At 59.4% G+C, this 21,194-nt stretch carries 18 protein-coding genes; 14 read left to right on the top strand and 4 right to left on the bottom strand.

All coding sequences use genetic code 11. From position 1 onward, the window contains the following. Positions 1-63 precede the first annotated feature (63 nt). Positions 64-516 carry a GatB/YqeY domain-containing protein gene (locus tag HGP12_RS25145; protein WP_168842443.1) on the top strand — a complete coding sequence of 151 codons (453 nt, stop codon included), beginning with the start codon at positions 64-66 and terminating at the stop codon, positions 514-516. Here HGP12_RS25145 and HGP12_RS25150 read toward each other — a convergent pair. Then, the gene (locus HGP12_RS25150) at positions 491-1,261 is read right to left on the bottom strand and encodes a hypothetical protein (protein WP_246703526.1); all 771 of its coding nucleotides are present in this window, start codon (positions 1,259-1,261) and stop codon (positions 491-493) included. The genes HGP12_RS25145 and HGP12_RS25150 overlap by 26 nt on opposite strands. A gap of 504 nt (positions 1,262-1,765) precedes the next feature. Then, entirely contained in the window at positions 1,766-1,999 is a 234-nt protein-coding gene (locus tag HGP12_RS25155; RefSeq protein ID WP_168842441.1) for a hypothetical protein, read from the bottom strand. A 568-nt stretch (positions 2,000-2,567) separates the two neighbouring features. Here HGP12_RS25155 and dnaG point away from each other — a divergent pair. Together dnaG and recQ are read left to right on the top strand one after the other, a co-directional pair. Further along, entirely contained in the window at positions 2,568-4,556 is a 1,989-nt protein-coding gene (dnaG, locus tag HGP12_RS25160; protein ID WP_168842440.1) for a DNA primase, read from the top strand. 7 nt (positions 4,557-4,563) lie between these two features. Next, positions 4,564-6,444: a DNA helicase RecQ gene (gene recQ / locus HGP12_RS25165; RefSeq protein WP_168842439.1), complete on the top strand. Its 1,881-nt coding sequence runs from the start codon at positions 4,564-4,566 to the stop codon at positions 6,442-6,444. A gap of 32 nt (positions 6,445-6,476) precedes the next feature. Here the strand turns inward: recQ and HGP12_RS25170 are convergent, their stop codons facing one another. Beyond that, positions 6,477-7,247 carry an SDR family oxidoreductase gene (locus tag HGP12_RS25170; RefSeq protein ID WP_168842438.1) on the bottom strand — a complete coding sequence of 257 codons (771 nt, stop codon included), beginning with the start codon at positions 7,245-7,247 and terminating at the stop codon, positions 6,477-6,479. Positions 7,248-7,510: 263 nt separating this feature from the next. On the opposite strand from HGP12_RS25170, the gene HGP12_RS25175 reads away from it, so the two are divergent. The 10 genes from HGP12_RS25175 to HGP12_RS25220 all read left to right on the top strand — a co-directional run bounded on the left by HGP12_RS25175 (position 7,511) and on the right by HGP12_RS25220 (position 20,162). Beyond that, complete coding sequence (locus tag HGP12_RS25175; protein ID WP_168842437.1) at positions 7,511-8,698, top strand: glycine C-acetyltransferase; 1,188 nt, start codon at positions 7,511-7,513, stop codon at positions 8,696-8,698. A gap of 21 nt (positions 8,699-8,719) precedes the next feature. After that, positions 8,720-9,757, top strand: coding sequence for an L-threonine 3-dehydrogenase (gene tdh / locus HGP12_RS25180; protein WP_168842436.1), 1,038 nt, complete (start codon positions 8,720-8,722; stop codon positions 9,755-9,757). Positions 9,758-10,206: 449 nt separating this feature from the next. Beyond that, positions 10,207-12,267, top strand: a complete 2,061-nt coding sequence (gene rpoD / locus HGP12_RS25185; RefSeq protein WP_168842435.1) for an RNA polymerase sigma factor RpoD — start codon at positions 10,207-10,209, stop codon at positions 12,265-12,267. A gap of 87 nt (positions 12,268-12,354) precedes the next feature. After that, positions 12,355-13,155: an APH(3')-II family aminoglycoside O-phosphotransferase gene (locus HGP12_RS25190; protein WP_168842434.1), complete on the top strand. Its 801-nt coding sequence runs from the start codon at positions 12,355-12,357 to the stop codon at positions 13,153-13,155. 239 nt (positions 13,156-13,394) lie between these two features. Next, positions 13,395-14,786 (top strand): DUF930 domain-containing protein, encoded by a 1,392-nt coding sequence (locus tag HGP12_RS25195; RefSeq protein WP_168842433.1) that lies wholly within the window; start codon positions 13,395-13,397, stop codon positions 14,784-14,786. Positions 14,787-14,921: 135 nt separating this feature from the next. Then, on the top strand, positions 14,922-15,899 hold the full coding sequence (locus HGP12_RS25200; RefSeq protein WP_168842432.1) for a DMT family transporter: 978 nt from the start codon (positions 14,922-14,924) through the stop codon (positions 15,897-15,899). Between the two features lie 105 nt (positions 15,900-16,004). Further along, on the top strand, positions 16,005-16,811 hold the full coding sequence (locus HGP12_RS25205) for an AraC family transcriptional regulator (RefSeq protein ID WP_168842431.1): 807 nt from the start codon (positions 16,005-16,007) through the stop codon (positions 16,809-16,811). A gap of 84 nt (positions 16,812-16,895) precedes the next feature. Then, positions 16,896-17,627, top strand: a complete 732-nt coding sequence (locus HGP12_RS25210) for a B3/4 domain-containing protein (RefSeq protein WP_168842430.1) — start codon at positions 16,896-16,898, stop codon at positions 17,625-17,627. Positions 17,628-17,724: 97 nt separating this feature from the next. Beyond that, positions 17,725-18,954 (top strand): MFS transporter, encoded by a 1,230-nt coding sequence (locus HGP12_RS25215; RefSeq protein WP_168842429.1) that lies wholly within the window; start codon positions 17,725-17,727, stop codon positions 18,952-18,954. Positions 18,955-19,241: 287 nt separating this feature from the next. Further along, positions 19,242-20,162, top strand: a complete 921-nt coding sequence (locus HGP12_RS25220; RefSeq protein WP_168842428.1) for a LysR substrate-binding domain-containing protein — start codon at positions 19,242-19,244, stop codon at positions 20,160-20,162. Positions 20,163-20,290: 128 nt separating this feature from the next. Here HGP12_RS25220 and HGP12_RS25225 read toward each other — a convergent pair whose 3' ends face one another. Continuing rightward, complete coding sequence (locus tag HGP12_RS25225) at positions 20,291-20,683, bottom strand: GNAT family N-acetyltransferase (protein ID WP_168842427.1); 393 nt, start codon at positions 20,681-20,683, stop codon at positions 20,291-20,293. Positions 20,684-20,825: 142 nt separating this feature from the next. Here HGP12_RS25225 and HGP12_RS25230 point away from each other — a divergent pair, with 142 nt between their 5' ends. Further along, positions 20,826-21,179: a DUF1428 domain-containing protein gene (locus HGP12_RS25230; RefSeq protein ID WP_168842426.1), complete on the top strand. Its 354-nt coding sequence runs from the start codon at positions 20,826-20,828 to the stop codon at positions 21,177-21,179. Positions 21,180-21,194 lie beyond the last annotated feature (15 nt).

Below are 21,194 nucleotides of genomic sequence, written 5' to 3' on the forward strand. Positions count from 1 at the left end.
GAGACAACGACATGACATAAGTGGCCGGGAAGATCCCGCCGGCCTGCTCAAGGAGTTAAAGACATGATCCGCGAAACCCTTTCCAACGCCCAGAAGGACGCCATGAAGGCAAGGGATACGGCGAGGCTTTCGACCGTTCGTCTCATCCTTGCGGCCATCAAGGACAAGGACATTGCCAATCGCGGTCTCGGCAAGGAGCAGGCGAGCGAGGACGAAATCCTGCAGTTGCTCGCCAAGATGATCAAGCAGCGCGAGGAATCGGTAAAGATCTATATCGAGGGCGGCCGTCCGGAGCTGGCCGATAAGGAGGGCGGGGAAATCGCCGTCATCCAGGGTTTCATGCCCGAGCAGCTTTCCGAAGAAAAGGTGCGCGAGATCTGCGTCGCGATCGTTGCGGAACTCGGCGCGCAGGGCCTGAAGGACATGGGCAAGTGCGTGGCCGCCCTGCGCGAACGCTATGCCGGTCAGATGGATTTTGCGAAGGCCTCGGCTATCCTGAAGGAACTGCTGAAGTAAAATTCTGTTTCACCCTCGGCATGCCGGTCCGCCGCAGGCCGAGGGTGTTTTGCCAGGCGGCGTCTATGATGGCGAATTTCCCCGCCTGGTAATTGCAATACTCCTGGATGAAGCAGTGGGACAGCCAGAGTTGGCTCCGTCCCGAAGGTCCCGTCCATCCGATGCTTTGCATCTTTACGGCCTTGTTCATGAGCCGTTTTGCGTTGGTTCTGGAAATGAGGAAGCGGCAGCAGAGGTCCGTAAAGGCAACCCGTCCGATGATCGCTTTCTGCGTGGTCGGATTGATCGTCCCGACGCGGGAGATCAGATAGTCCATGATGATGCCGCCTGAATTTGCCCAGGTGAACAGATCGAACGTCTCTCCCGGGTGGCGCAGGTCGTCACTTTCGATGATGCCGGCGGAGATCGGGGGCTGCAGCAGGCCGACGAGTTCCGGTTGCTTGATAAGCAGGGCGTTGCGCCTGCCGCCATCCAATCGGTCCAGTACGGAAAGATGAATGCTGATCCACTTCGCAAGCTGCCTTGCGGCTTCTTCCGTGGGCTGCATCGGTCGCGCCCGCCGATCGGCCGCGATGGGCAGATGACGCAGAAAGCCGAGCGCCACCATCTCCTGAATGAAACTGAGCGCCGTATTGTGGCTGGCGATCTCGTGCTCGACGATATAGTGGGCGAAGCGGTTGGCATGGAGGCCCGGCGGCTCGCCGTCGATGCCGCCGCAATAGAGGCCAAAGCCGGCGAGCGCCATCAGCCAGCGCTGCTGCGAAGCAAAAACAGAGCATGCGCGCTGATTCTCATCGTAAGTTGATATAATTTCTCTAGTATAGCTGATGATTTCCGCGAAAAAATCAGAGTCTTGAGCAAGTTCCTTTGCGGATAAAGACATGCAGCCGTCTCCGTTGAACTGAGCAAAATTCCAAAATGTCTGAGTAAATAATCATTAAGATCGCATATGCGTAGGTAATAAAAGATATCCATCGAGACGGTTGCGTCAAGATACTCACGCTTGCGGTACCAAAATGTACCACATGCGTATGTTCATTGCTCTTGCTTGGTAGATTGGAGAGGGCCTGAAATTAGAGAAGGCCCGAAATTAGAGAAGGCAGGAGCTGGGGGAGCTCCTGCCTTCTTGCGCTTTGCAGACGTTTGATGACGCAGGGTGGGGCCCAAAAATCAAACGTCTTTTGCAAAGGCACTCAGGTGGGGCGGCGCCGGGGGTAGGGATGGTGCCCCACCTGAGTATCTGGTGAACTTATCTGAGGATCCTGACTTCCTGGGGCAGGGCCAATGCCTGCGACGGCAGTCGGGACATTTGAATCTTTATGCCTGCTGTAAGAGCAGGGACATTCATATCCGCCGGTAACTGATATCCCGCACCGGCGTAGAGCACATTCTTCTCGTGAGCGCCGCTGGTCATCGTGGCCGCGCTGTAATTAGCTGTGGCGAAGATGGCTGCGGCTGCCAGGGGTACGATTAGAATGCGCATTTCCCTCTCCTAAACTGAAAGCCCGTACCTGATGGCTTCCCGTTCGTCGGGGCGTCTCGGCATGTCGCGTCGCGAAGCAGTTTCTTCGCCGGCTTGTCTCGCCCCGTGAGAAGAACGCTATTGCGCCGCACATCAACAATCAAATTACAAAAAAATAATGTTTGGCTTACGAACAATGCCGCAAATGTGCCGCCGAAGAGTGTCGCCTATGTGCGGCTTCTTTGCATCCATTGATTGTCCATGGCATGGATTTTATTTACGGCTATCGACTTCAGGCTGTGCAAGTCATTGCTTTTTCGCGGATTTTCTTACACCAATCAGTTACTCAGTTAATCCCGGGGAGGTCATTTTTTCCTGCGGGAAAAGCATTTGCCTTGCCTTCCACAGGTCAAATGCGGCATTCGGGGCGGTGGAAGACAGGGCAAAACCGGACGGCAGTTCACGGAGTTGTGATCGCGAGGGCGGCAAGGCAATCACCGGTAAAGGCCTGTGAATACCGTGTGTGGATATCCAGGCGGCGTGGCAATGCCCTTCATTCCTGTTTATATGGGACAAGCCAGAGGTAGCCATGCGATTTTCCAATACGTTTCTCGACGAGATTCGCGACCGCGTCTTGATTTCGGACGTGATCGGTCGTCGCGTGGCGTGGGATCGGCGCAAGACCAATGTGCCGCGCGGGGATTATTGGGCATGCTGCCCTTTTCATGGCGAGAAATCGCCGAGCTTCCACTGCGAGGATCGCAAGGGACGTTATCATTGCTTCGGCTGTGGCGTAACGGGCGACCATTTCCGGTTTCTCACCGAGCTGGAAGGTTTGAGCTTTCCGGAGGCGGTGCAGCAGATTGCCGATATGGCAGGCGTTCCCATGCCGGTTGCCGATCCGATGGAGGCGAAGCGCGAAAAGGAACGCACATCGCTGCTCGACGTCATGGAGATGGCGACGCAGTTCTTTCAGGATCAGTTGCAGACGGCAAACGGCGCGAGGGCGCGCGCCTATCTGCGCGATCGCGGCCTCAGCGGCCGCACGATCGAGACCTTCCGCCTCGGATACTCGCCCGATAGCCGCAACGCGCTGAAAGAGCATCTTGCCGGCAAGGGCGTATTGAAGGAGCAGATGGAGGCCTGCGGCCTCGTCGTGCATGAGAACGTGCCGGTCTCCTACGACCGGTTTCGCGACCGCATCATGTTTCCGATTCTCTCTTCCAGAGAAAAGGTCATTGCCTTCGGCGGCCGCGCCATGTCGGCCGATGCGCCGGCAAAATACCTGAACTCCAACGAGACCGAGCTCTTTCACAAGGGCAATGTACTTTATAATTTCACGCGCGCACGTCGTGCTGCCCAGGGTGCCGATGGCGCCGGCACCATCATTGCCGTCGAAGGCTATATGGATGTCATCGCGTTGTACCAGGCCGGCGTCGAGAATGCGGTTGCGCCACTGGGCACAGCCTTGACGGAAAGCCAGCTCGATCTTCTCTGGAAGATGACGCCGGAACCCGTCCTCTGCTTTGACGGTGACGGTGCCGGCATTCGCGCCGCCAATCGTGCAGCCGATCTGGCGCTGCCGCATATCAAGCCGAACCGCACCGTGCGGTTTGCGCTGCTGCCCGACGGCAAGGATCCCGACGATCTCGTCCGGCATGACGGGCGCGCGCCCTTCGACAAGGTGCTGGCGCAGGCAAAGCCGCTGGCCGATCTGATATGGGCGAGGGAGGCCGGCAGCGGTACGTTCGAGACGCCCGAGGCGCGGGCGGAGCTGGAAGCGCGGCTGCGGCGCATCGTGTCAGTGATCACGGATGAGGATGTCCGCCGTCACTATCAACAGAATATGCGCGAGCGGCTGGGCGGGCTTTTTCAGCCGCAGTTCCAACGAAACGGTGGCCAGCAGGGGCGCGGCTTCTCGCGCGATGGCAACGGCCGCTCTTTCGGCGGTCGCGGCGGGCAAGCGCGCGGCGCTCCCCCAATGCCGACGACGGCATCCGATCGTTTACAGCGCTCGGCCATGATCAAGGGACATCAGGATATTCCGAGTCTTCGCGAAAGCGTGCTGGCCTTGACCATCGTCAATCACCCGCCGCTGTTGCAGGATGAGTATGACGAGATTGCCGCGATCGATTACGAGAGCCGCGAATTGCAGCGCCTGTGGTCGGCGGTTCTCGGGATTGCCGCGGCCATGGTCGGGCCGCAATTCGTCCGCGAGCGATTGATCGAACAGTTGGAGGAGCAAGGCTTCGGCGCCTTGCTGAAGGGCCTTGACCAGCAGGTCCGCAATGCCCGGCTGTGGACGGCGACCGAGGAGGCTGCCATGGAAGACGCGCGCGAAGGCTACCGTCAGGCGCTCGCGCTTCACAAGCGCTCCAAGGCGCTCCGCTGGCACAAGATCGAATTGCAGGGCGCGATTGCCGAGGCGACGGAAGATGGCGATGGCGAGCTTATCGAGCAGTTGATGCGCGCCTTGCAGGAAGTTCAGCTCGAAGCGACAAGGCTGGAAAATCAGGAGGCGATCATCGATGGCTTCGGCGTGCTTTCCGGCCGTGTCAAAGGTGCCGCTGGCAAATAGGGAATAGATGTCACAGCCTGAAAGACAAGAGCCACGATTTTCCGCAGACGACGTGTTGTTCGGTGACCGCATCGATGCGCCCGCGCCGCTCGACGTCCTGAAACGCGTGTACGGTTATCCCGCCTTTCGCGGCAAGCAGCAGCAGGTCGTCGAGCATGTCGTTTCCGGCGGCGATGCGGTCGTGCTGTTTCCGACTGGAGCCGGCAAATCGCTCTGCTTTCAGATTCCGGCACTTTGCCGCGATGGTGTCGGCATCGTCGTTTCGCCTTTGATCGCCCTGATGCGGGATCAGGTGGAGGCGATGAAGCAGCTCGGCATTCGCGCTGCTGCCTTGAATTCCTCCCTGTCGCGCGAGGAGGCGAGCGAAGTCTATCGCGCGATTTCCGCAGGCAAGCTCGATCTGCTTTACGTGACGCCGGAACGCATCGCGACGGAGGGCTTCTGCCAGATGCTTGGCAAAGCCAGGATCGCGCTTTTCGCGATCGACGAGGCGCATTGCGTCTCGCAATGGGGGCATGACTTCAGGCCGGAATATCGTGATCTCGGCAGGCTTGCCGAACTCTTTCCCGGCGTGCCCCGTATCGCGCTGACGGCAACGGCCGATCCGCATACCCGCGACGATATCATAGAGCGGCTGGCCCTCGATGAGGCCGAGGTCTTCACCACCAGCTTCGATCGCCCGAACATCGCCTACGAGATTGTCGAGCGCGATCAGCCGCGCCAGCAATTGCTGCGCTTTCTCGATGGCCATCGCGGCGACAGTGGTATCGTCTATTGCCTCTCGCGCGCCAAGGTCGAGGACACGGCCGAATGGCTGAACGGGCAGGGGATCCGCGCGCTTCCCTACCATGCCGGCATGGACCGATCGCTTCGCGACGCCAATCAGGATGCGTTCCTGAAGGAAGAAGATCTTTGTCTGGTGGCGACGGTCGCCTTCGGCATGGGCATCGACAAGCCGAATGTGCGTTATGTCGCCCATCTCGATCTGCCGGGTTCGATCGAAGCCTATTATCAGGAGACGGGCCGCGCTGGGCGCGATGGCCTGCCCTCGAATGTCTGGATGGCGTATGGCATGGCCGATGTCATCCAGCGGCGGCGAATGATCGATGAGGGCGCCGCATCCGAGGAGATCAAGCGTGTCGAGCGGGCGAAGCTCAATGCGCTTCTCGCCATTTGCGAAACGGCAGGATGCCGGCGACAGTCCATCCTCGCGCATTTCGGCGAGGCCCATGGCGGCGGTTGCGGCAATTGCGATACCTGCCTCAAGCCGGTGGAGACCTGGGACGGCACGGAGGCGGCGATCAAGGCGCTCGCCGCTGTTTATCGCACTGGCGAACGCTTTGGTACCGGCCATGTCATCGACGTGCTGATGGGCACGGTCAATGAAAAGACGGAGCGGTTCGGCCATGTCGATATGCCCGTTTTCGGCGCGGGAAAGGATATTCCCGCCCGCACCTGGCAATCGATATTCCGGCAATTATTGGCGAGCGGCTTTCTGAGTGTCGACCATACGGCTTTCGGCGCCATGAAGCTTGAGGAGGAGGCAAGGGCGGTCTTCAAGCGCGAGCGGCAGGTTTTCTTCCGCAAGGATCGGCCCGAGACCGGCCGTCGGGGCAAGAAGGCGGGACGGTCGGAGAAGCCGGCGCATGGCCTTGCCGGCGAGGCGCAAGCCCTGTTCGATGCGCTGCGTGCCGAGCGTACCCGGATCGCCAAGGAATTGGGCGTGCCGCCCTATGTCGTCTTTCCCGATACGACCCTGATCGCCTTTGCGACGGAGCGACCGAAGAACCACAAGGCGCTTCTCGGGATTTCCGGTGTCGGGCAGTCGAAGCTGGAGCGCTACGGGGATGCGTTCCTCGCCGTCATCGCGGATTTCATAGGTCGTTGACGACAGAGCGTGCCGGCTAGACGGTCTGCCAGCTACATGCGCACGGTCATCCCGCCATCGACGGTCAGGACATGGCCGTTGACGAAGGAGGCGGCATCGCTGGCGAGGAACAGCGCAGCACCCGCGATCTCGTCCGGCCGTCCCCAGCGCTGGACGGGGATGCGTTGGCGCACGAAAGGGATCAACTCTTTGTTCGCCGCCATTGCAGCGTTGGTTTCCGTTGCGAACCAGCCTGGGGCGATGGCATTGCTGGTGATGCCATGCGGGCCGAATTCCACAGCCATGCCGCGCATGAGGCCGGTCAGCCCTTGCTTGGCTGCGGGATAGACACAGTCTCCGGGCATGACGACCTGTCCGCTGATCGAGGTGACCGAAATCAGCCGCCCATGATTGTTTCGCTTCATCAGGCGGGCGGCATCGCGCGAGAGCATGATAGAGGCGGCGAGATCCGTGTTGAGCAAAGCGAGGATCGCCTCGTCGTCGAAGTCGGCCAGGGAGCGTCTATCGCGGGCGCCGACATTATTGATCAATATGTCGAGCCGGCCGTGATTTTTCTCGATGGCACTTATCGCTGCGCGCTGTGCTTCGCGATCGGCAATGTCGAAAGCAGCGGCTTCGGCGGAACCGCCAGTCGCTTGAATCGCTTCCACGGCCTTGTCTAATGTGGCAGCCGTGCGTCCATTGACGATGACATGCGCTCCGGCGTCGGCAAGTGCCTTCGCCATTTCAAAGCCAAGGCCGCGTCCGCCGCCGGTGACGAGGGCAAGCCGTCCCGCGAGGGAAAATCTGTGAAACAAGCGCATTGGATTCGCCTTATCATGTAACGACAACCGATCTGCCGCATAATAGTGGACTCAGTCAAGTAATTTTTGCAATGGCGATCGGTTGGGCCGGGCTGAGAAGTTGCGCCTGTCTAGCTCATTTCGACAGATAATATCGAACCTGCACTCTATCGCGCGGACGCCACGGCGTTGCGCATTTTTGCCGCTGCTGGATGCAGCAAGAGGCCCAATCCTATGTTATTTCTTGGTTAGTTAGGCACTGTGACCAGCATTGGAATGCGACAATGACCTCAGAATTCCTTTCACATCTGCGCCGCGAACTTGCCGGCTTGAAAGAAGCCGGGCTCTTCAAGGCCGAGCGCGTTATCACGTCAAAGCAAGCCGGTGAAATCGCTGTCCTTGGCGGTGCGCGCGTCCTCAACTTCTGCGCCAACAACTATCTCGGCCTGGCGGACAATGAGGAGCTTGCCGATGCTGCGAAGAGGGCGCTCGACCGCTACGGATACGGCATGGCCTCGGTTCGCTTCATTTGCGGCACGCAGGAAGAGCACAAGCAGCTCGAAGCACGAATTTCGGCTTTCCTCGGCATGGAGGCGACGATCCTCTATTCCTCCTGCTTCGATGCCAATGGTGGGCTGTTCGAGACGCTATTGTCTGAGGAAGATGCCATCATCTCGGATGCGCTCAATCACGCCTCGATCATCGATGGCGTCCGGCTCTCCAAGGCCAAGCGTTTCCGTTACGCCAACAACGACATGGCAGCGCTGGAGGAGGAGCTGAAGAAGGCTGAAGGGAGCCGCTTCAAGCTGATTGCGACCGATGGCGTATTCTCCATGGACGGCATCATCGCCAATCTCGGCGGCGTCTGCGACCTGGCAGAGAAATATGGTGCGATGGTCATGGTCGATGACAGCCACGCGGTCGGCTTTGTCGGCGCGCATGGCCGCGGGTCGGCCGAATATTGCGGCGTCGAAGGCCGCATCGACATCATCACTGGTACGCTCGGCAAGGCGCTTGGCGGCGCTTCCGGCGGTTATACTTCCGCCAGAGGCGAGATCGTCGAGTGGTTGCGGCAGCGCTCGCGCCCCTATCTGTTCTCCAACACCTTGGCCCCCGTTATCGCCGCAGCCTCGCTGAAGGTCTTCGATCTGATCGAGAATGGCACCGAATTGCGTGCGCGGCTCCGGGGCAATGCCGAACTCTTCCGCAGCGAGATGACGAAACTCGGCTTCACGCTCGCCGGCGCCGATCACGCGATCATCCCCGTCATGCTCGGCGATGCGAAGCTCGCGCAGGACATGGCGGCGCTGATGCTGAAGAAGGGCGTCTACGTCATCGGCTTTTCCTTCCCCGTCGTGCCCAAGGGCCAGGCGCGCATCCGTACGCAGATGTCGGCTGCTCACTCGAAGGCGGATGTCGAAAGAGCGATCACGGCCTTCGCGGAAGCGGGTAAAGAACTCGGAATCATTTGAATTGGTTGGAGAGAGCCGATCATGTCGAACATGATGAAAGCGTTGGTCAAAGCCAAGCCGGAAGTCGGGCTGTGGATGGAGCATGTTCCGGTTCCCGAGGTCGGGCCGAACGATGTTCTCATTCGGGTCAAGAAATCGGCGATCTGCGGCACGGATGTCCATATTTGGAACTGGGATCAATGGGCGCAGAAGACCATTCCCGTGCCGATGGTCGTCGGCCACGAATTTTGCGGCGAGATCGCCGAAATCGGCTCGGCGGTGACGAAGTATCACGTCGGCGAGCGCGTTTCCGGCGAGGGGCACATCGTCTGCGGCAAGTGTCGCAACTGCCGCGCGGGCCGGGGCCATCTCTGCCGCAATACGCTCGGCGTCGGCGTCAATCGTCCTGGCTCTTTCGGCGAATTCGTCTGCATTCCCGAATCCAATGTCGTGCCGATTCCCGACGATATCCCTGATGAAATCGCCGCGATCTTCGATCCGTTCGGTAATGCGGTTCACACCGCGCTCTCCTTCGATCTGGTCGGCGAGGATGTGCTCGTCACCGGCGCCGGACCGATCGGCATTATGGGGGCGATGGTCGCCAAACGTTGCGGCGCGCGCAAGGTCGTCATCACCGACATCAATCCCACCCGGCTGGCGCTCGCCCGCAAGGTCGGCATCGATCACGTCGTCGACGCTTCCAAGGAGAATCTTGCCGATGTGATGAAATCCATCGGCATGACCGAAGGCTTCGACGTCGGGCTGGAAATGTCGGGCGCCGCTCCCGCCTTCCGAGACATGATCGACAAGATGAACAATGGCGGCAAAATCGCCATTCTGGGCATCGCACCGGCCGGCTTCGAGATCGACTGGAACAAGGTCATCTTCAAAATGCTGAATCTGAAGGGCATCTATGGTCGCGAGATGTTCGAGACCTGGTACAAGATGATCGCCTTCGTGCAGGGCGGTCTCGATGTATCGCCGGTCATCACCCATCGTATAGCCATCGATGATTTTCGCGATGGCTTCGAAGCCATGCGTTCAGGCAATTCCGGCAAGGTCGTAATGGACTGGAATTGATGCCATTTGAACGCATTTCCGGCATCGGCAATACCTGCCGATGCCGGAAATGTGAGGCTTTGTTCAGTATGCTCTTGTCATCGTGCGGGGACTTCCTAAATACGGGAAGCAATTGATTACGGTGCGCCAAGCCTGTGGATAAGGGTTTTTCGCGCATTAAACGGCTTTTTTTGCTGGAAAAGCTTGACGAGAACAAAAATTCTAGGAATCACCGTTTAACTTCGGAAAGAACGGTAAACTGGAGCAAGCGGATCACCTAATATCATGGCCGGAAATCCAAACGCAATCCAGCTTTGCACTCCGGTGGCGGTGATCGTGGTTAATCGGGCATTAAAGGTCATTCCGTTAGGTGTTCGTCGGTGAGTCGCGGCTGGTGCAGGGCGCGCCAGTCAGAGTGAATGTTTCACCGCGTGTAAGTTTGCAGCGTCAGGGAAAGCGACGATATAGAGATGGCAACCAAGGTCAAAGAGAACGAAGAAGCTGAAGTCGAACGCGACGGCACCTCGGACGGCCCGCTTCTCGATCTTTCCGATGACGCGGTCAAGAAAATGATCAAGGCCGCGAAGAAGCGCGGCTACGTGACGATGGACGAGCTCAATGCCGTGCTGCCGTCCGAAGAGGTGACGTCCGAACAGATCGAAGACACGATGTCTATGCTGTCGGACATGGGCATCAACGTCATCGAAGATGAGGATGTCGAAGAGGCTGGCGCCACAGCAAGCGACGACGACGATGCCGGCGGCGACGATGAAAGTGAAGGCGGCGAACTGGCCCCCTCCACCGGTTCCGCGCTTGCGACCGCGAAGAAGAAAGAGCCGACCGACCGTACGGACGACCCGGTGCGCATGTATCTGCGCGAAATGGGTTCCGTCGAGCTCCTGTCGCGCGAAGGCGAAATCGCGATTGCCAAGCGCATCGAGGCCGGCCGCGAAACCATGATCGGCGGCCTCTGTGAGAGCCCGTTGACGTTCCAGGCGCTGATTATCTGGCGCGACGAACTCAACGAAGGCACGACGCTGCTGCGCGAAATCATCGATCTTGAAACCACCTATTCCGGTCCCGAGGCCAAGGCTGCACCGCAGTTCCAGAGCCCCGAGAAGATCGAGGCTGACCGCAAGGCAGCCGAAGAGAAGGAAAAGGCACGCCGCGGCCGCTCTCCTTCCGGTGACGACGACATCACCAATGTCGGCGGCGAAGGCCTGCCAATCGAGGAAGAAGAAGAGGACGAGGACGAATCCAACCTCTCTCTCGCCGCGATGGAAGCCGAGCTTCGCCCGCAGGTGATGACGACGCTCGACATTATCGCCGAAACCTACAAGAAGCTGCGCAAGCTGCAGGACCAGCAGGTCGAGCAACGCCTGTCGGCTTCCGGTACGCTGTCTTCGGCGCAGGAGCGCCGCTATAAGGAGCTCAAGGATGAGCTGGTCAAGTCGGTCAAGTCTCTGTCGCTGAACCAGAACCGTATCGACGCTCTGGTCGAGCAGCTCTACGACATCAACAAGCGCCTCGTTCAGAACGAAGGTCGCCTGCTGCGCCTCGCTGAATCCTATGGCGTCAAGCGTGACAGCTTCCTGGAGCAGTATCAGGGCGCCGAGCTCGATCCGAACTGGATGAAGTCGATCGGCAATCTGGCCGCGCGCGGCTGGAAGGAATTCGCCAAGGCCGAAAACACCACCATTCGGGATATCCGTCAGGAGATCCAGAACCTTGCGACCGAAACCGGCATTTCGATCTCGGAATTCCGCCGCATCGTTCACATGGTGCAGAAGGGCGAGCGCGAAGCACGCATTGCCAAGAAGGAAATGGTCGAAGCCAACCTGCGCCTCGTCATCTCCATCGCCAAGAAGTACACCAACCGTGGCCTGCAGTTCCTCGATCTCATTCAGGAAGGCAATATCGGCCTGATGAAGGCGGTCGATAAGTTCGAATATCGCCGCGGCTACAAGTTCTCGACCTATGCCACCTGGTGGATTCGTCAGGCGATCACCCGCTCCATCGCCGACCAGGCGCGCACCATCCGTATTCCGGTGCACATGATCGAAACGATCAACAAGATCGTCCGCACGTCGCGCCAGATGCTGCACGAAATCGGCCGCGAGCCGACGCCGGAAGAACTGGCCGAGAAGCTCGCCATGCCGCTCGAAAAGGTGCGCAAGGTGCTGAAGATCGCCAAGGAGCCGATCTCGCTCGAAACCCCGGTTGGTGACGAAGAGGATTCGCATCTCGGCGATTTCATCGAGGACAAGAACGCGCTTCTGCCGATCGACGCCGCCATCCAGGCGAACCTGCGCGAAACGACGACCCGCGTTCTGGCATCGCTGACGCCGCGCGAAGAGCGTGTGCTGCGCATGCGCTTCGGTATCGGCATGAACACCGACCACACGCTCGAAGAAGTCGGCCAGCAGTTCTCGGTGACGCGCGAACGTATCCGCCAGATCGAGGCCAAGGCGCTGCGCAAGCTCAAGCATCCGAGCCGCTCGCGCAAGCTCAGAAGCTTCCTCGACAGTTAAGTTGCATCGGCAGCTTATGAAATCAGGCCCGGTTCGTGAAAGCGAGCCGGGTTTTTTATTGACGATATGGGCATCAAGGGGGTGAACATGGCAGGCGAGCCGCAATTCATGGAAGCATCCATCCCAGCTCGACTGCGCGGTCTGCTGGCTGGGTACGAGTGGCGGCAGGATGTGCTTGGGCGTTCCTCGGCCCATGTCTTCCGGCTTGAGGCCGATGGGCGAGCGCCGGTCTATCTCAAGACTGAGCTGGCCGATCCTTTGGGTGAGCTGACCGGCGAGGTCGCCAGACTGCGATGGCTGGCCTCGCAGGGCCTTACCTGCCCGGACGTCATTGCCCACGAGAAGGACGGCGAACGCGAATGGCTTTTGATGAGCGCGCTCTCGGGAAACGATCTCGTCAGCGCGGAACGGTTGCAGCCACTCGAGCGCGTGCAGCTCTTGGCGGATGCTTTGAGGCGATTGCACGCTGTCGACATCGCCGCCTGTCCCTTCGACAATCGGCTGGAGAACAGAATTGGCGCGGCAAGGGCGCGCCTGCTTGCCGGCCACGTCGATGAGGATGACTTCGATGAGACCCGACTGGGAAGGTCGGCAGAGGATCTTTTCCGTGAGCTTCAGGCCAGAAGACCGTCAACGGAGGATTTCGTCGTCACGCATGGCGATGCCTGCCTTCCGAATTTCATCGTCGATGGCGATAAATTCAGCGGCTATATCGATTGCTGCCGTCTCGGTATTGCCGACCGCCATCAGGATATCGCGCTTGCCTGCGGCAGCATCGAGCGCAATTTCGGAGAAAGATTGGTTTCCGAGTTTTTGAAGGCCTATGGAAATTTCGAACCGAAGGCCGAAAAAATGGCTTACTATCGCCTGCTGGATGAATTTTTCTAACGGTGGACGGGGTCGGCTTTCGCTAGATGTGATCACGCAGGTTTGTTTTTGCGCCATTGCGGATCGCACGGAGGCCTGACAAGTTCGATTTCGACAGATGCCTCTTTCGCGGCATGTGGTCGTGTACCATATGTCAGCGACCGAGAAGTCCTCTCTGATCTTTTAGCCGGCAAGGATCGAATGAATCGATGCGCAGTTTCCTCTTGATTGCTTTCTGCTCACGAACCGTCCGCTAAGCAATGGAAAAGGTGACGGAAAAACGGGATAGGGAGATAAGGCCGGGCTTTGTCCTGTCGATCCTTCTGCATGTCCTGTTTGTCGCGATTTTTCTGCTGCCGCTGCTGCCGGCGCCGCCGGAGGCAAAGCCCGAGCAGAGCGTCAATGTCGAGCTGGTGCCGCAGCAGGAGGAAAAGCAGGAGCTTGCGACGAAGGCGAACGAGAAGCCCGACCAGCCTCCGAAGCCGACGACGAAACCCGACGAGAAGCCGGCGCAGCAGACGGCCGAAACCCAAGAGGAGCCGCAGCAGCCTCAGGGGAAAAAGTCGGACGACCAGCCTCCAAAGCAATCCGACCCTCAAGGCAAGGAGCCGGCTGAAAAGCCTCCCGCCAAACCCGATGAAGCGAAGGCCGACAAGCCGGTGGAGAAGGCGGAAAAGCCCGCACCCAAGCCTGACGATCCCGGCGCCGAGAAGCCCGTTGAGAAGGCCGAGCAGCAACCTTCTGTCGTAGATGTACCTGTTCCAGACATGAACGGCGATCAGAAGAATCCGACCACAACACAGCAGGCCGGCACCTCGGAGCAGCGGAACGATACACCTACGATGCAGCCAAACAATGCTGCGGCCGAGCAACAGGCAGAGGCAGCCACGGAGACAGTTGCACAAGCGCAGGCAACGCAACAGGCGCAGGATGCCCAGCAGCAGGCTGATGCCAAGGACCAGACGGCAAATGCGGCTGAGCCGCCGGCAAGTGACTCGACCACCAAGGCCCCATCATCGGCGCCCGATGTTCTTGCGACCAAGGAGCCTTCGGATTTTCAGGTGCAGCCGCCGGCGGCGTCATCCGACCTGAAACAGCAGGCTCCTGCAGAGCAGGCCAAGAATGAAGCAAAAGATCTGCCACAGATTGTCGTTCCGGCGGTAAAGCCCTCTCCCTCTCAGCAAAATTCTCAAGACCAGTCCGCTTCGAGCAGTCAAGGTAATCCGACTGGCGGCACTGCATTAGTCACTGAAGCGCAGCCTAAATCAGACGCGACGAAGATGGCTGTCCGCGCGAAAAAGCTTTATTCAGATGTCGAGATGGCTCGACTGTCCAAGAGCAATTATGATGCCTGGAAGAAGATGCCACGTAGAGAGCGCGTTTCGTATCTTTGCCGTAGTGAAGCTCTAGCTCAATTTGGGCATGAATTTAACGCGCCAAATTATGTCAATTCGGCATTCTCGCCTACTATGCGGAGTGATACCGGTGTCTCCGCCGACGGGGTGGCGGTTCCGACCTCAAAAGGTTGGTATCGAGTTGCCTTCAGGTGCCAAGTTGACGATGCAGCTTTGAAGGTCACGGCCTTTTCATATACGAACGATGGACGTGTCCCTAAAAATCAGCTTGAGAGGCTCGGTTTGCCTGCATTTTGATGATACGCACAGTTATGCCTCCAGGCTGAAACAATAGTTTATTTCCACCCAATCGAAATTCAGCTCATTTCATCATACAATTGCCTGTATCTCACTGATTCAATGTCCTCCCATCGCATTTTTCTCAAGATTCCGATGTCCTCGATTACAGCCGATTCCAGTTCCGCGGCCGTTGGCCGCTCCACCCTGCGTGGTGTCCTTGTGGCATTCGCGTCCTATGCCGTCTTCGCCTTCAGCGATGCTTCGATCAAAATCCTGCATGGGGTCATTCCCTCCTATCAGGTCGCCTTCATCGGCGCGCTGTTCGGCTTTGCCGCCGTGCCGTTTCTAAAGCGGCGGGAAGACGATTGGACCGACATGGTGAGGACGTCGAACCGTCCCTTGTGGCTGCTGCGCTTCGTCTGCGGCGCGACCGGCGCCATCTGCTCCGTCATCGCCTTCACCATGCTGCCGATGGCGGAGGCCTTTGCGCTGCTGTTCCTGCTGCCGTCCTTCGTGACCATTCTCTCGGTGATCTTTCTCAAGGAGGATGTGCGCTGGCAGCGCTGGACGGCCGTCATTCTCGGTTTCGTCGGCGTGTTGATCGTCCTGCGTCCGGGCTTTCGCGAACTCTCGGTCGGCCACCTCTGCGCGGCGATCGGCGGCCTTGCCGCGGCGATCTCCATTGTCATCAACCGCGCGCTTGGCTCGAAGGAGAAGCGCATTTCGCTCTACGGCGCGGGCCTCTTCGGAACCCTCATCGTCAGTGGCTTTCTCATGCTCTCCGAAGTCACCATGCCCACGCCGACGCAGTGGATATTCCTGGCGAGCTACGGCCTGCTTGGCGCTTTCGGTAGCGTCCTGCTGTTGAACGCCGCGCAAATGGCGCCCGCCAATCTGGTCGCGCCGCCGCAATACAGCCAGATGCTCTGGGCGATCGCCTTTGGCTACCTGCTGTTCAACGACAGCATCGACATGCCGATGGCCGTCGGCATCGTACTCATCATCTTTTCCGGCTTGCTGACGCTGGCGCGCGAGCGCAAGCGCGGCACACCGCTGCCGACGGCCGTCGCCGGCAACACACAGGCGGCACTAGTGACGGCAGAAGACGGCAAAGGGGCCGGAGGCGCCTGAGCCTTGCTTCCTGATTGCGGGCGCGCAATCATTGCCGTTCAAAGGTGATGGCACGCGCTGCTGCCATCGCTGCAGCGATATTGGCGGCATAGGAAGACGGTGCGGATGAAGTCCGGTCAATTCAGTATATACCGTTCCAGCGTTGCCGGCGTCGAGGCTGTCAGGGCCGAAACAGGCCACAGCTTTCCCAAGCATACGCATGATCAATTCGGCATCGGGGTTATCGAGGCCGGCGCACAGGCTTCGCTCAGCGGGCGAGGGATGGTACGGGCCGAAGCCGGCGACGTCATTAGCGTCAACCCGAACGAGGTGCATGACGGCATGCCCGTCGGCGAGAGCCGCGCCTGGTCCATGCTCTATTTCGATCCTCGCCTCATCGCCGATCTCTTGCGCGACATCGGCGAGGGCAGGTTTGGAGCGGCGGAATTCCCGTCGCCCGTCATGCGCAACAACGAGATGGCTGCATGTCTCAAAACCTTGTTTCCGCTCGTAATAGGCACTGCATCGCAGAACGCACTTTTGCGGGATGGTTTGCTCCTATCGCTTGTTGCCACCGCGATGGGCGAGGGGCCGGGCAGCTCGCGTGATGCCGCAGTTCCCGCGGCTATCAGCCGGGCGCGAGATCTGATCGATGACGATCCCGCCGCCCCTTTGACCCTTGCCGACCTCGCTGATTCATGTGGGTTGAGCAACTTCCAGTTCCTGCGAGCGTTCGCCAAGGCAACGGGACTCACGCCCCACGCCTATCTCCTGCAGCGCCGGATACAGGAAGCCCGCCGATTGATTGCCATGGGCACGTCCTTGGCGGAAGCGGCATTTGCCAGCGGCTTTGCCGATCAAAGTCACATGACGCGCACTTTCGTCCGCAACTTCGGCCTTTCGCCAGGCGTCTATGCCGCGGCCATCGGTTGAGGCGTCCGCAATTTTATTCAAGACCGGAGGATGATGACGGGGTTTTCTGCGGTGCCAAGCAAAACCATGCAGAAGGAGATGCCCATGTTTTTCCGCCATTCGAACGAGATGTGGAGCGAGTTTCCCGAGCTGGTTCCCGGCGTGCTGTTCGCTGAAGGGATCAGTTCCAATGTCGACGTCTCGGATCGTATCGCGCGATATCATACGATTGCCGCCGACCGGCTGGCGCAGGGCGGCGAAAGCGAGATGCCTGAAATACAGGCCTGGCGGCGGACGTTTTCGAAGATGGGATTGAAGCCGACGCAATATCGCTGCGCGTCCGAAGCGCTGCTTCGCCGGTTTCGCCAGGAGGGATCGTTGCCGCGGCTGCATCCGCTCGTCGATCTCTGCAATGCCATCTCGATTGCGTTCGCCATTCCCGTCGCCGTTTTCGATCTCGCGAAAATATCCGGTGATCTCGAAGTGCGGCATGCCGACGGCAGCGAAAGTTACCTGACTTTTTCCGGCGAGACGGAGCATCCGGAACCGCGGGAGGTGATCTTTGCCGATAAGGCCGGACAGGCGCATGCCCGGCGATGGACCAATCGGCAGAGCGGCCTATCCGCGGTACGCGACGACACGCGCTCCGCGCTGATCGTCGCGGAGGCGATGCACGAGGAGGCGCGAAGCGACGTTCCGAGGCTGGTCGGTGCAATTGCGGCGGAGCTGGGCGTCGACTGGTCGATCACGGCCACGCAGGGGCTTCTCAGCTCGTCTTCACCGCGATTTGATCTGTCATCTGCAATGAATTCACAACGACAGCAAAAACGCGGTTGACAAGCCGCTGGTTCAGGCAGAGCAGGGGCTTCGATAGAATTTCGAACGATTGAAAAGCGAGTCTCCGCGCATCTGTGCAGGCGGACGAAGAAAGCCCATGGATACCCTGCAGACTCAAGACCGGCCGAGCGTGCTCGGGCACTCTGGCTACCGTTCCTTTGCGGCATCGCGCGTTTTTTCCTCGATAGGCTTCCAGTCCGTGACCGTCGCCATGGGCTGGATGATCTATGACCAGACCCACAGCGCCTTTTTCCTTGGGCTCGTCGGCCTCTGCCAATTCCTGCCCATGGTCATCCTGACCTTCGTCGTCGGCCATGTCGCCGACCGGTTCGATCGGCGACGCATCGGTCTTGCCTGCCAGTTGATCGAAGCGCTGACTGCACTGGTACTGGCCGTGGCCGTCTGGCAGCGCTGGATAGGTCCCGTCGGGATCCTCGCCGCCGTCGCCGTCATGGGCGCGGCAACGGCCTTCGAGCGTCCCACAATGGCGGCGTTGCTGCCCAACATCGTGCTGTCCTCGCTGTTGCAGGTGGCCATCGCCACCTCCACATCGATGATGCAGACTGCCTTCATCATCGGTCCGTCGCTCGGCGGCCTGCTCTATGGCGTCAGCCCCGTCGCTCCTTTCGCCGCTTCGGCCGCGCTATATGTCGTTGCCAGCATCAATGTCATCTCGATCCGCCTCGAGAAGAAACAGGCCCCATCTCGCGAACCGATGACGCTGAGCTCTGTTTTTGCCGGTGTCTCCTTCATCAAAAGCCGGCCGGTCATGCTGGGCACGATCTCGCTCGATCTCTTTGCCGTCCTGCTCGGTGGCGCAACGGCGCTGTTGCCGATGTTTGCGCGCGATATCCTGCATGCCGGGCCATGGGGACTTGGCCTCTTGCGCGCCGCGCCGGCGATCGGGGCGCTGGTGATGTCGATCTGGTTGGCGCGGCGGCCGCTGCAGACGGATGTCGGCAAGAAGATGCTGTTCGCGGTGCTGATTTTCGGCGTTGCCACCGTCGTCTTCGCGCTATCGAGTAATATCCTGCTATCCGTCGCCGCGCTCTTCGTCGTCGGTGCATCCGATACCGTCAGCGTTGTCGTGCGCAGTTCGCTCGTGCAGCTCCTCACGCCGGACGCCATGCGCGGCCGCGTCAATGCCGTGAATTCGCTTTTCATCGGCACGTCCAACCAGCTTGGCGAGTTCGAGTCCGGCATGCTTGCAAGCGTGCTTGGGCCGGTCTTGACCGGCATTGTCGGTGGCCTCGGCACCATATTCGTGGTGCTGCTCTGGATGCGGCTTTTTCCGGATCTGACGAAGGTGAAGACGCTCAGAGGCTAACGGTTCTTATCGGCTCGACGCGCTTCCGCGAGGCTCTCCAGCCCCACATCTCGCAGCAAATGCCTGTTCGCCGGGGGCAGGGCATCCCGCTTGCCGTTGCCCTTCGCATGCGACCGTTTTTTAACGCTGCTTTGTCGGAGCAAAAGTCGCGTGATCCATGGCCTGTAGCGATAATCATGAAAGATATTCATCTGATCTCGATCTCCAAACTTTCGAGAATGGATAGATGCGCCTGAAATAATGCCGTGTATAATGAAGTCTTGCGCTCGAAAGCATGCGGGATTTTCATGGGAAAGAGGCCGCTTCCACCGCTATCCGTGCTGCAGACATTCTGCGCGATCGCCGAAACCGGAGGTTTTGGTCGCGCCGCGGAGCGGATCGGGCAGACGCAGACGGCGATCAGCCATCAGCTTGCGCAGCTCGAAGGCTGGATCGGCGGGCGGCTATTCGACAGAGGCCGAAACGGCGCGAGGCTGACGTCCTTGGGCGCTCGCCTGCATCCCGCGATTGCCGGCACGATTTTCGAACTGGAAGCGGCGCTCTATCAGGCACGTGCGAGTGTCTCGGTTCGCAGCGTCGCCGTCTCCGTCTCGCCGGAGTTTTCGAGCCAGTGGCTGGCGGCGCGATTGCCGGATTTCTGCCAGCGTCACCCGAAAATCGAAGTGAAAATGGCCGTCGGTTATCAGCGCCCGGATTTCCAGCCCGGCGGTGCCGATCTGGCAATCTGGCTTGGCCGTGCCGAGGCCGGCCTCACGCAGGAGGAACTGCTGACGGATGAGGAATTTGTCGTCAGTTCGCCGGAGCTGTCCGAACGATTGCCGCCGCGTGAGGGCATAAGGGCCGCACCGCTGCTGCGTTACGCCGGCATGCGGCATACGATACTGGATTGGCAACGCTGGTACGAGCAGATCACCGGCGGAAACAACGACGAGGCAACTCCGCGTTTCGACATTGCGCGGGCCGTGGAGGAGGCGCCGTTGTTCGATTCCTTCGCCGATATGCTTGAAGCCTGCCGGCAAGGCCACGGCTTCGCCCTCGTTCGCAGCTCCCTGGTCGCTCGCGATCTTGCCGAGAAGACGCTGGTTCGGTGTTTTGTCGAGGTGCAGCCGGCCGCTGCCAGCTACAATCTCGTCTATCCGCCAAACGCCTTGCAAAATCCAGCCGCGGCCCTGTTCCGTAACTGGCTGCTTTCGCAGGTCCACTCGTAGGGTTAGAGCGTGATGCCGAAAAGTGTGGGCGGTTTTCGGACGACATCACGCTCTACTTCTTTGATTCTAGGGCGGATTCAGATTTTAGGTCGATTCGACCTAAAATCATCCGGCTCTAGGCACCTATCTCAATCGCGCAGTCGTATCAGGCCGGCTTCGGTGGAGGCGAAGCCAAGCCTCCGGTAGAAGCCGGCAAGATGCGGCTCGAAATCGGCATGCAGCCATTCAGCACCGCCCTCGCGAGCCAGGATTTTTGCCCGCTCGACCAAGGCGGTCGCGATGCCCTGCCGGCGAAATGCCGGGTCGACGCAGGTGTCGAGAATGAAGGCGTGAATGCCGCCATCCCAAGCGACGTTGACGAAGCCGATCAGCCTCGTATCGGCGAACGTGCCGACATGGGCGAGGTTTCTGGAAAGGATCGGTTGGAAATCCCGCGCGGAGGATGCGCCCCATGCAGAAGCCCACAGGGCATTGAGCGCCTCATTTCCGAGATTCGGATTGTTCCTGTATTCTATCTCCATTGGCGTTCCTTCGGATGGGCGCTGTGGCAAATTCTTGTCCGCTCCATCTGGTCAGGCCGAAGCAGAAAAGTGCTGGACCCATGTCGGATCCGGTCATCGCCGATCGTCCTTCAAAGGTGAGCATAGAACAAAGGAGGCAGAAATGTCCTATGTCGACGGTTTCATTGTTGCCGTACCGAAAGATAAGATCGAGCCGTACAAGACATTGGCGCGCAAAGCCGGCGAGGTCTGGCGCGAATATGGTGCGCTCAGCTATGTCGAGGCCATAGGCGACGACGTGCCCTATGGCGAACTCACCTCCTTCCCGCGTGCGGTGCAGGCGACGGAAGACGAGGTCGTGGTGTTTTCGTGGATCACCTATGAATCGCGGGAGAGCCGCGATGCGATCCTGGCCAAGGTCATGGCCGATCCGCGTTTGAAGGATGACATGGAAAACATGCCCTTCGATGGCAAGCGCATGATCTATGGCGGCTTCAAAATCGCCATTGCACTATAGTCGGTAAGCAGTGGC

Source organism: Rhizobium sp. P28RR-XV, from assembly GCF_012641385.1.
Taxonomy (GTDB): Bacteria; Pseudomonadota; Alphaproteobacteria; order Rhizobiales; family Rhizobiaceae; genus Rhizobium.

Bases quoted from the DNA above. Each gene is read 5' to 3' on its own strand.
- HGP12_RS25145 (WP_168842443.1), top strand. From the start codon at position 64: ATGATCCGCGAAACCCTTTCCAACGCCCAGAAGGACGCCATGAAGGCA.
- HGP12_RS25150 (WP_246703526.1), bottom strand. From the start codon at position 1,261: ATGGCGCTCGCCGGCTTTGGCCTCTATTGCGGCGGCATCGACGGCGAG.
- HGP12_RS25155 (WP_168842441.1), bottom strand. From the start codon at position 1,999: ATGCGCATTCTAATCGTACCCCTGGCAGCCGCAGCCATCTTCGCCACA.
- dnaG (WP_168842440.1), top strand. From the start codon at position 2,568: ATGCGATTTTCCAATACGTTTCTCGACGAGATTCGCGACCGCGTCTTG.
- recQ (WP_168842439.1), top strand. From the start codon at position 4,564: ATGTCACAGCCTGAAAGACAAGAGCCACGATTTTCCGCAGACGACGTG.
- HGP12_RS25170 (WP_168842438.1), bottom strand. From the start codon at position 7,247: ATGCGCTTGTTTCACAGATTTTCCCTCGCGGGACGGCTTGCCCTCGTC.
- HGP12_RS25175 (WP_168842437.1), top strand. From the start codon at position 7,511: ATGACCTCAGAATTCCTTTCACATCTGCGCCGCGAACTTGCCGGCTTG.
- tdh (WP_168842436.1), top strand. From the start codon at position 8,720: ATGTCGAACATGATGAAAGCGTTGGTCAAAGCCAAGCCGGAAGTCGGG.
- rpoD (WP_168842435.1), top strand. From the start codon at position 10,207: ATGGCAACCAAGGTCAAAGAGAACGAAGAAGCTGAAGTCGAACGCGAC.
- HGP12_RS25190 (WP_168842434.1), top strand. From the start codon at position 12,355: ATGGCAGGCGAGCCGCAATTCATGGAAGCATCCATCCCAGCTCGACTG.
- HGP12_RS25195 (WP_168842433.1), top strand. From the start codon at position 13,395: ATGGAAAAGGTGACGGAAAAACGGGATAGGGAGATAAGGCCGGGCTTT.
- HGP12_RS25200 (WP_168842432.1), top strand. From the start codon at position 14,922: ATGTCCTCGATTACAGCCGATTCCAGTTCCGCGGCCGTTGGCCGCTCC.
- HGP12_RS25205 (WP_168842431.1), top strand. From the start codon at position 16,005: ATGAAGTCCGGTCAATTCAGTATATACCGTTCCAGCGTTGCCGGCGTC.
- HGP12_RS25210 (WP_168842430.1), top strand. From the start codon at position 16,896: ATGTTTTTCCGCCATTCGAACGAGATGTGGAGCGAGTTTCCCGAGCTG.
- HGP12_RS25215 (WP_168842429.1), top strand. From the start codon at position 17,725: ATGGATACCCTGCAGACTCAAGACCGGCCGAGCGTGCTCGGGCACTCT.
- HGP12_RS25220 (WP_168842428.1), top strand. From the start codon at position 19,242: ATGGGAAAGAGGCCGCTTCCACCGCTATCCGTGCTGCAGACATTCTGC.
- HGP12_RS25225 (WP_168842427.1), bottom strand. From the start codon at position 20,683: ATGGAGATAGAATACAGGAACAATCCGAATCTCGGAAATGAGGCGCTC.
- HGP12_RS25230 (WP_168842426.1), top strand. From the start codon at position 20,826: ATGTCCTATGTCGACGGTTTCATTGTTGCCGTACCGAAAGATAAGATC.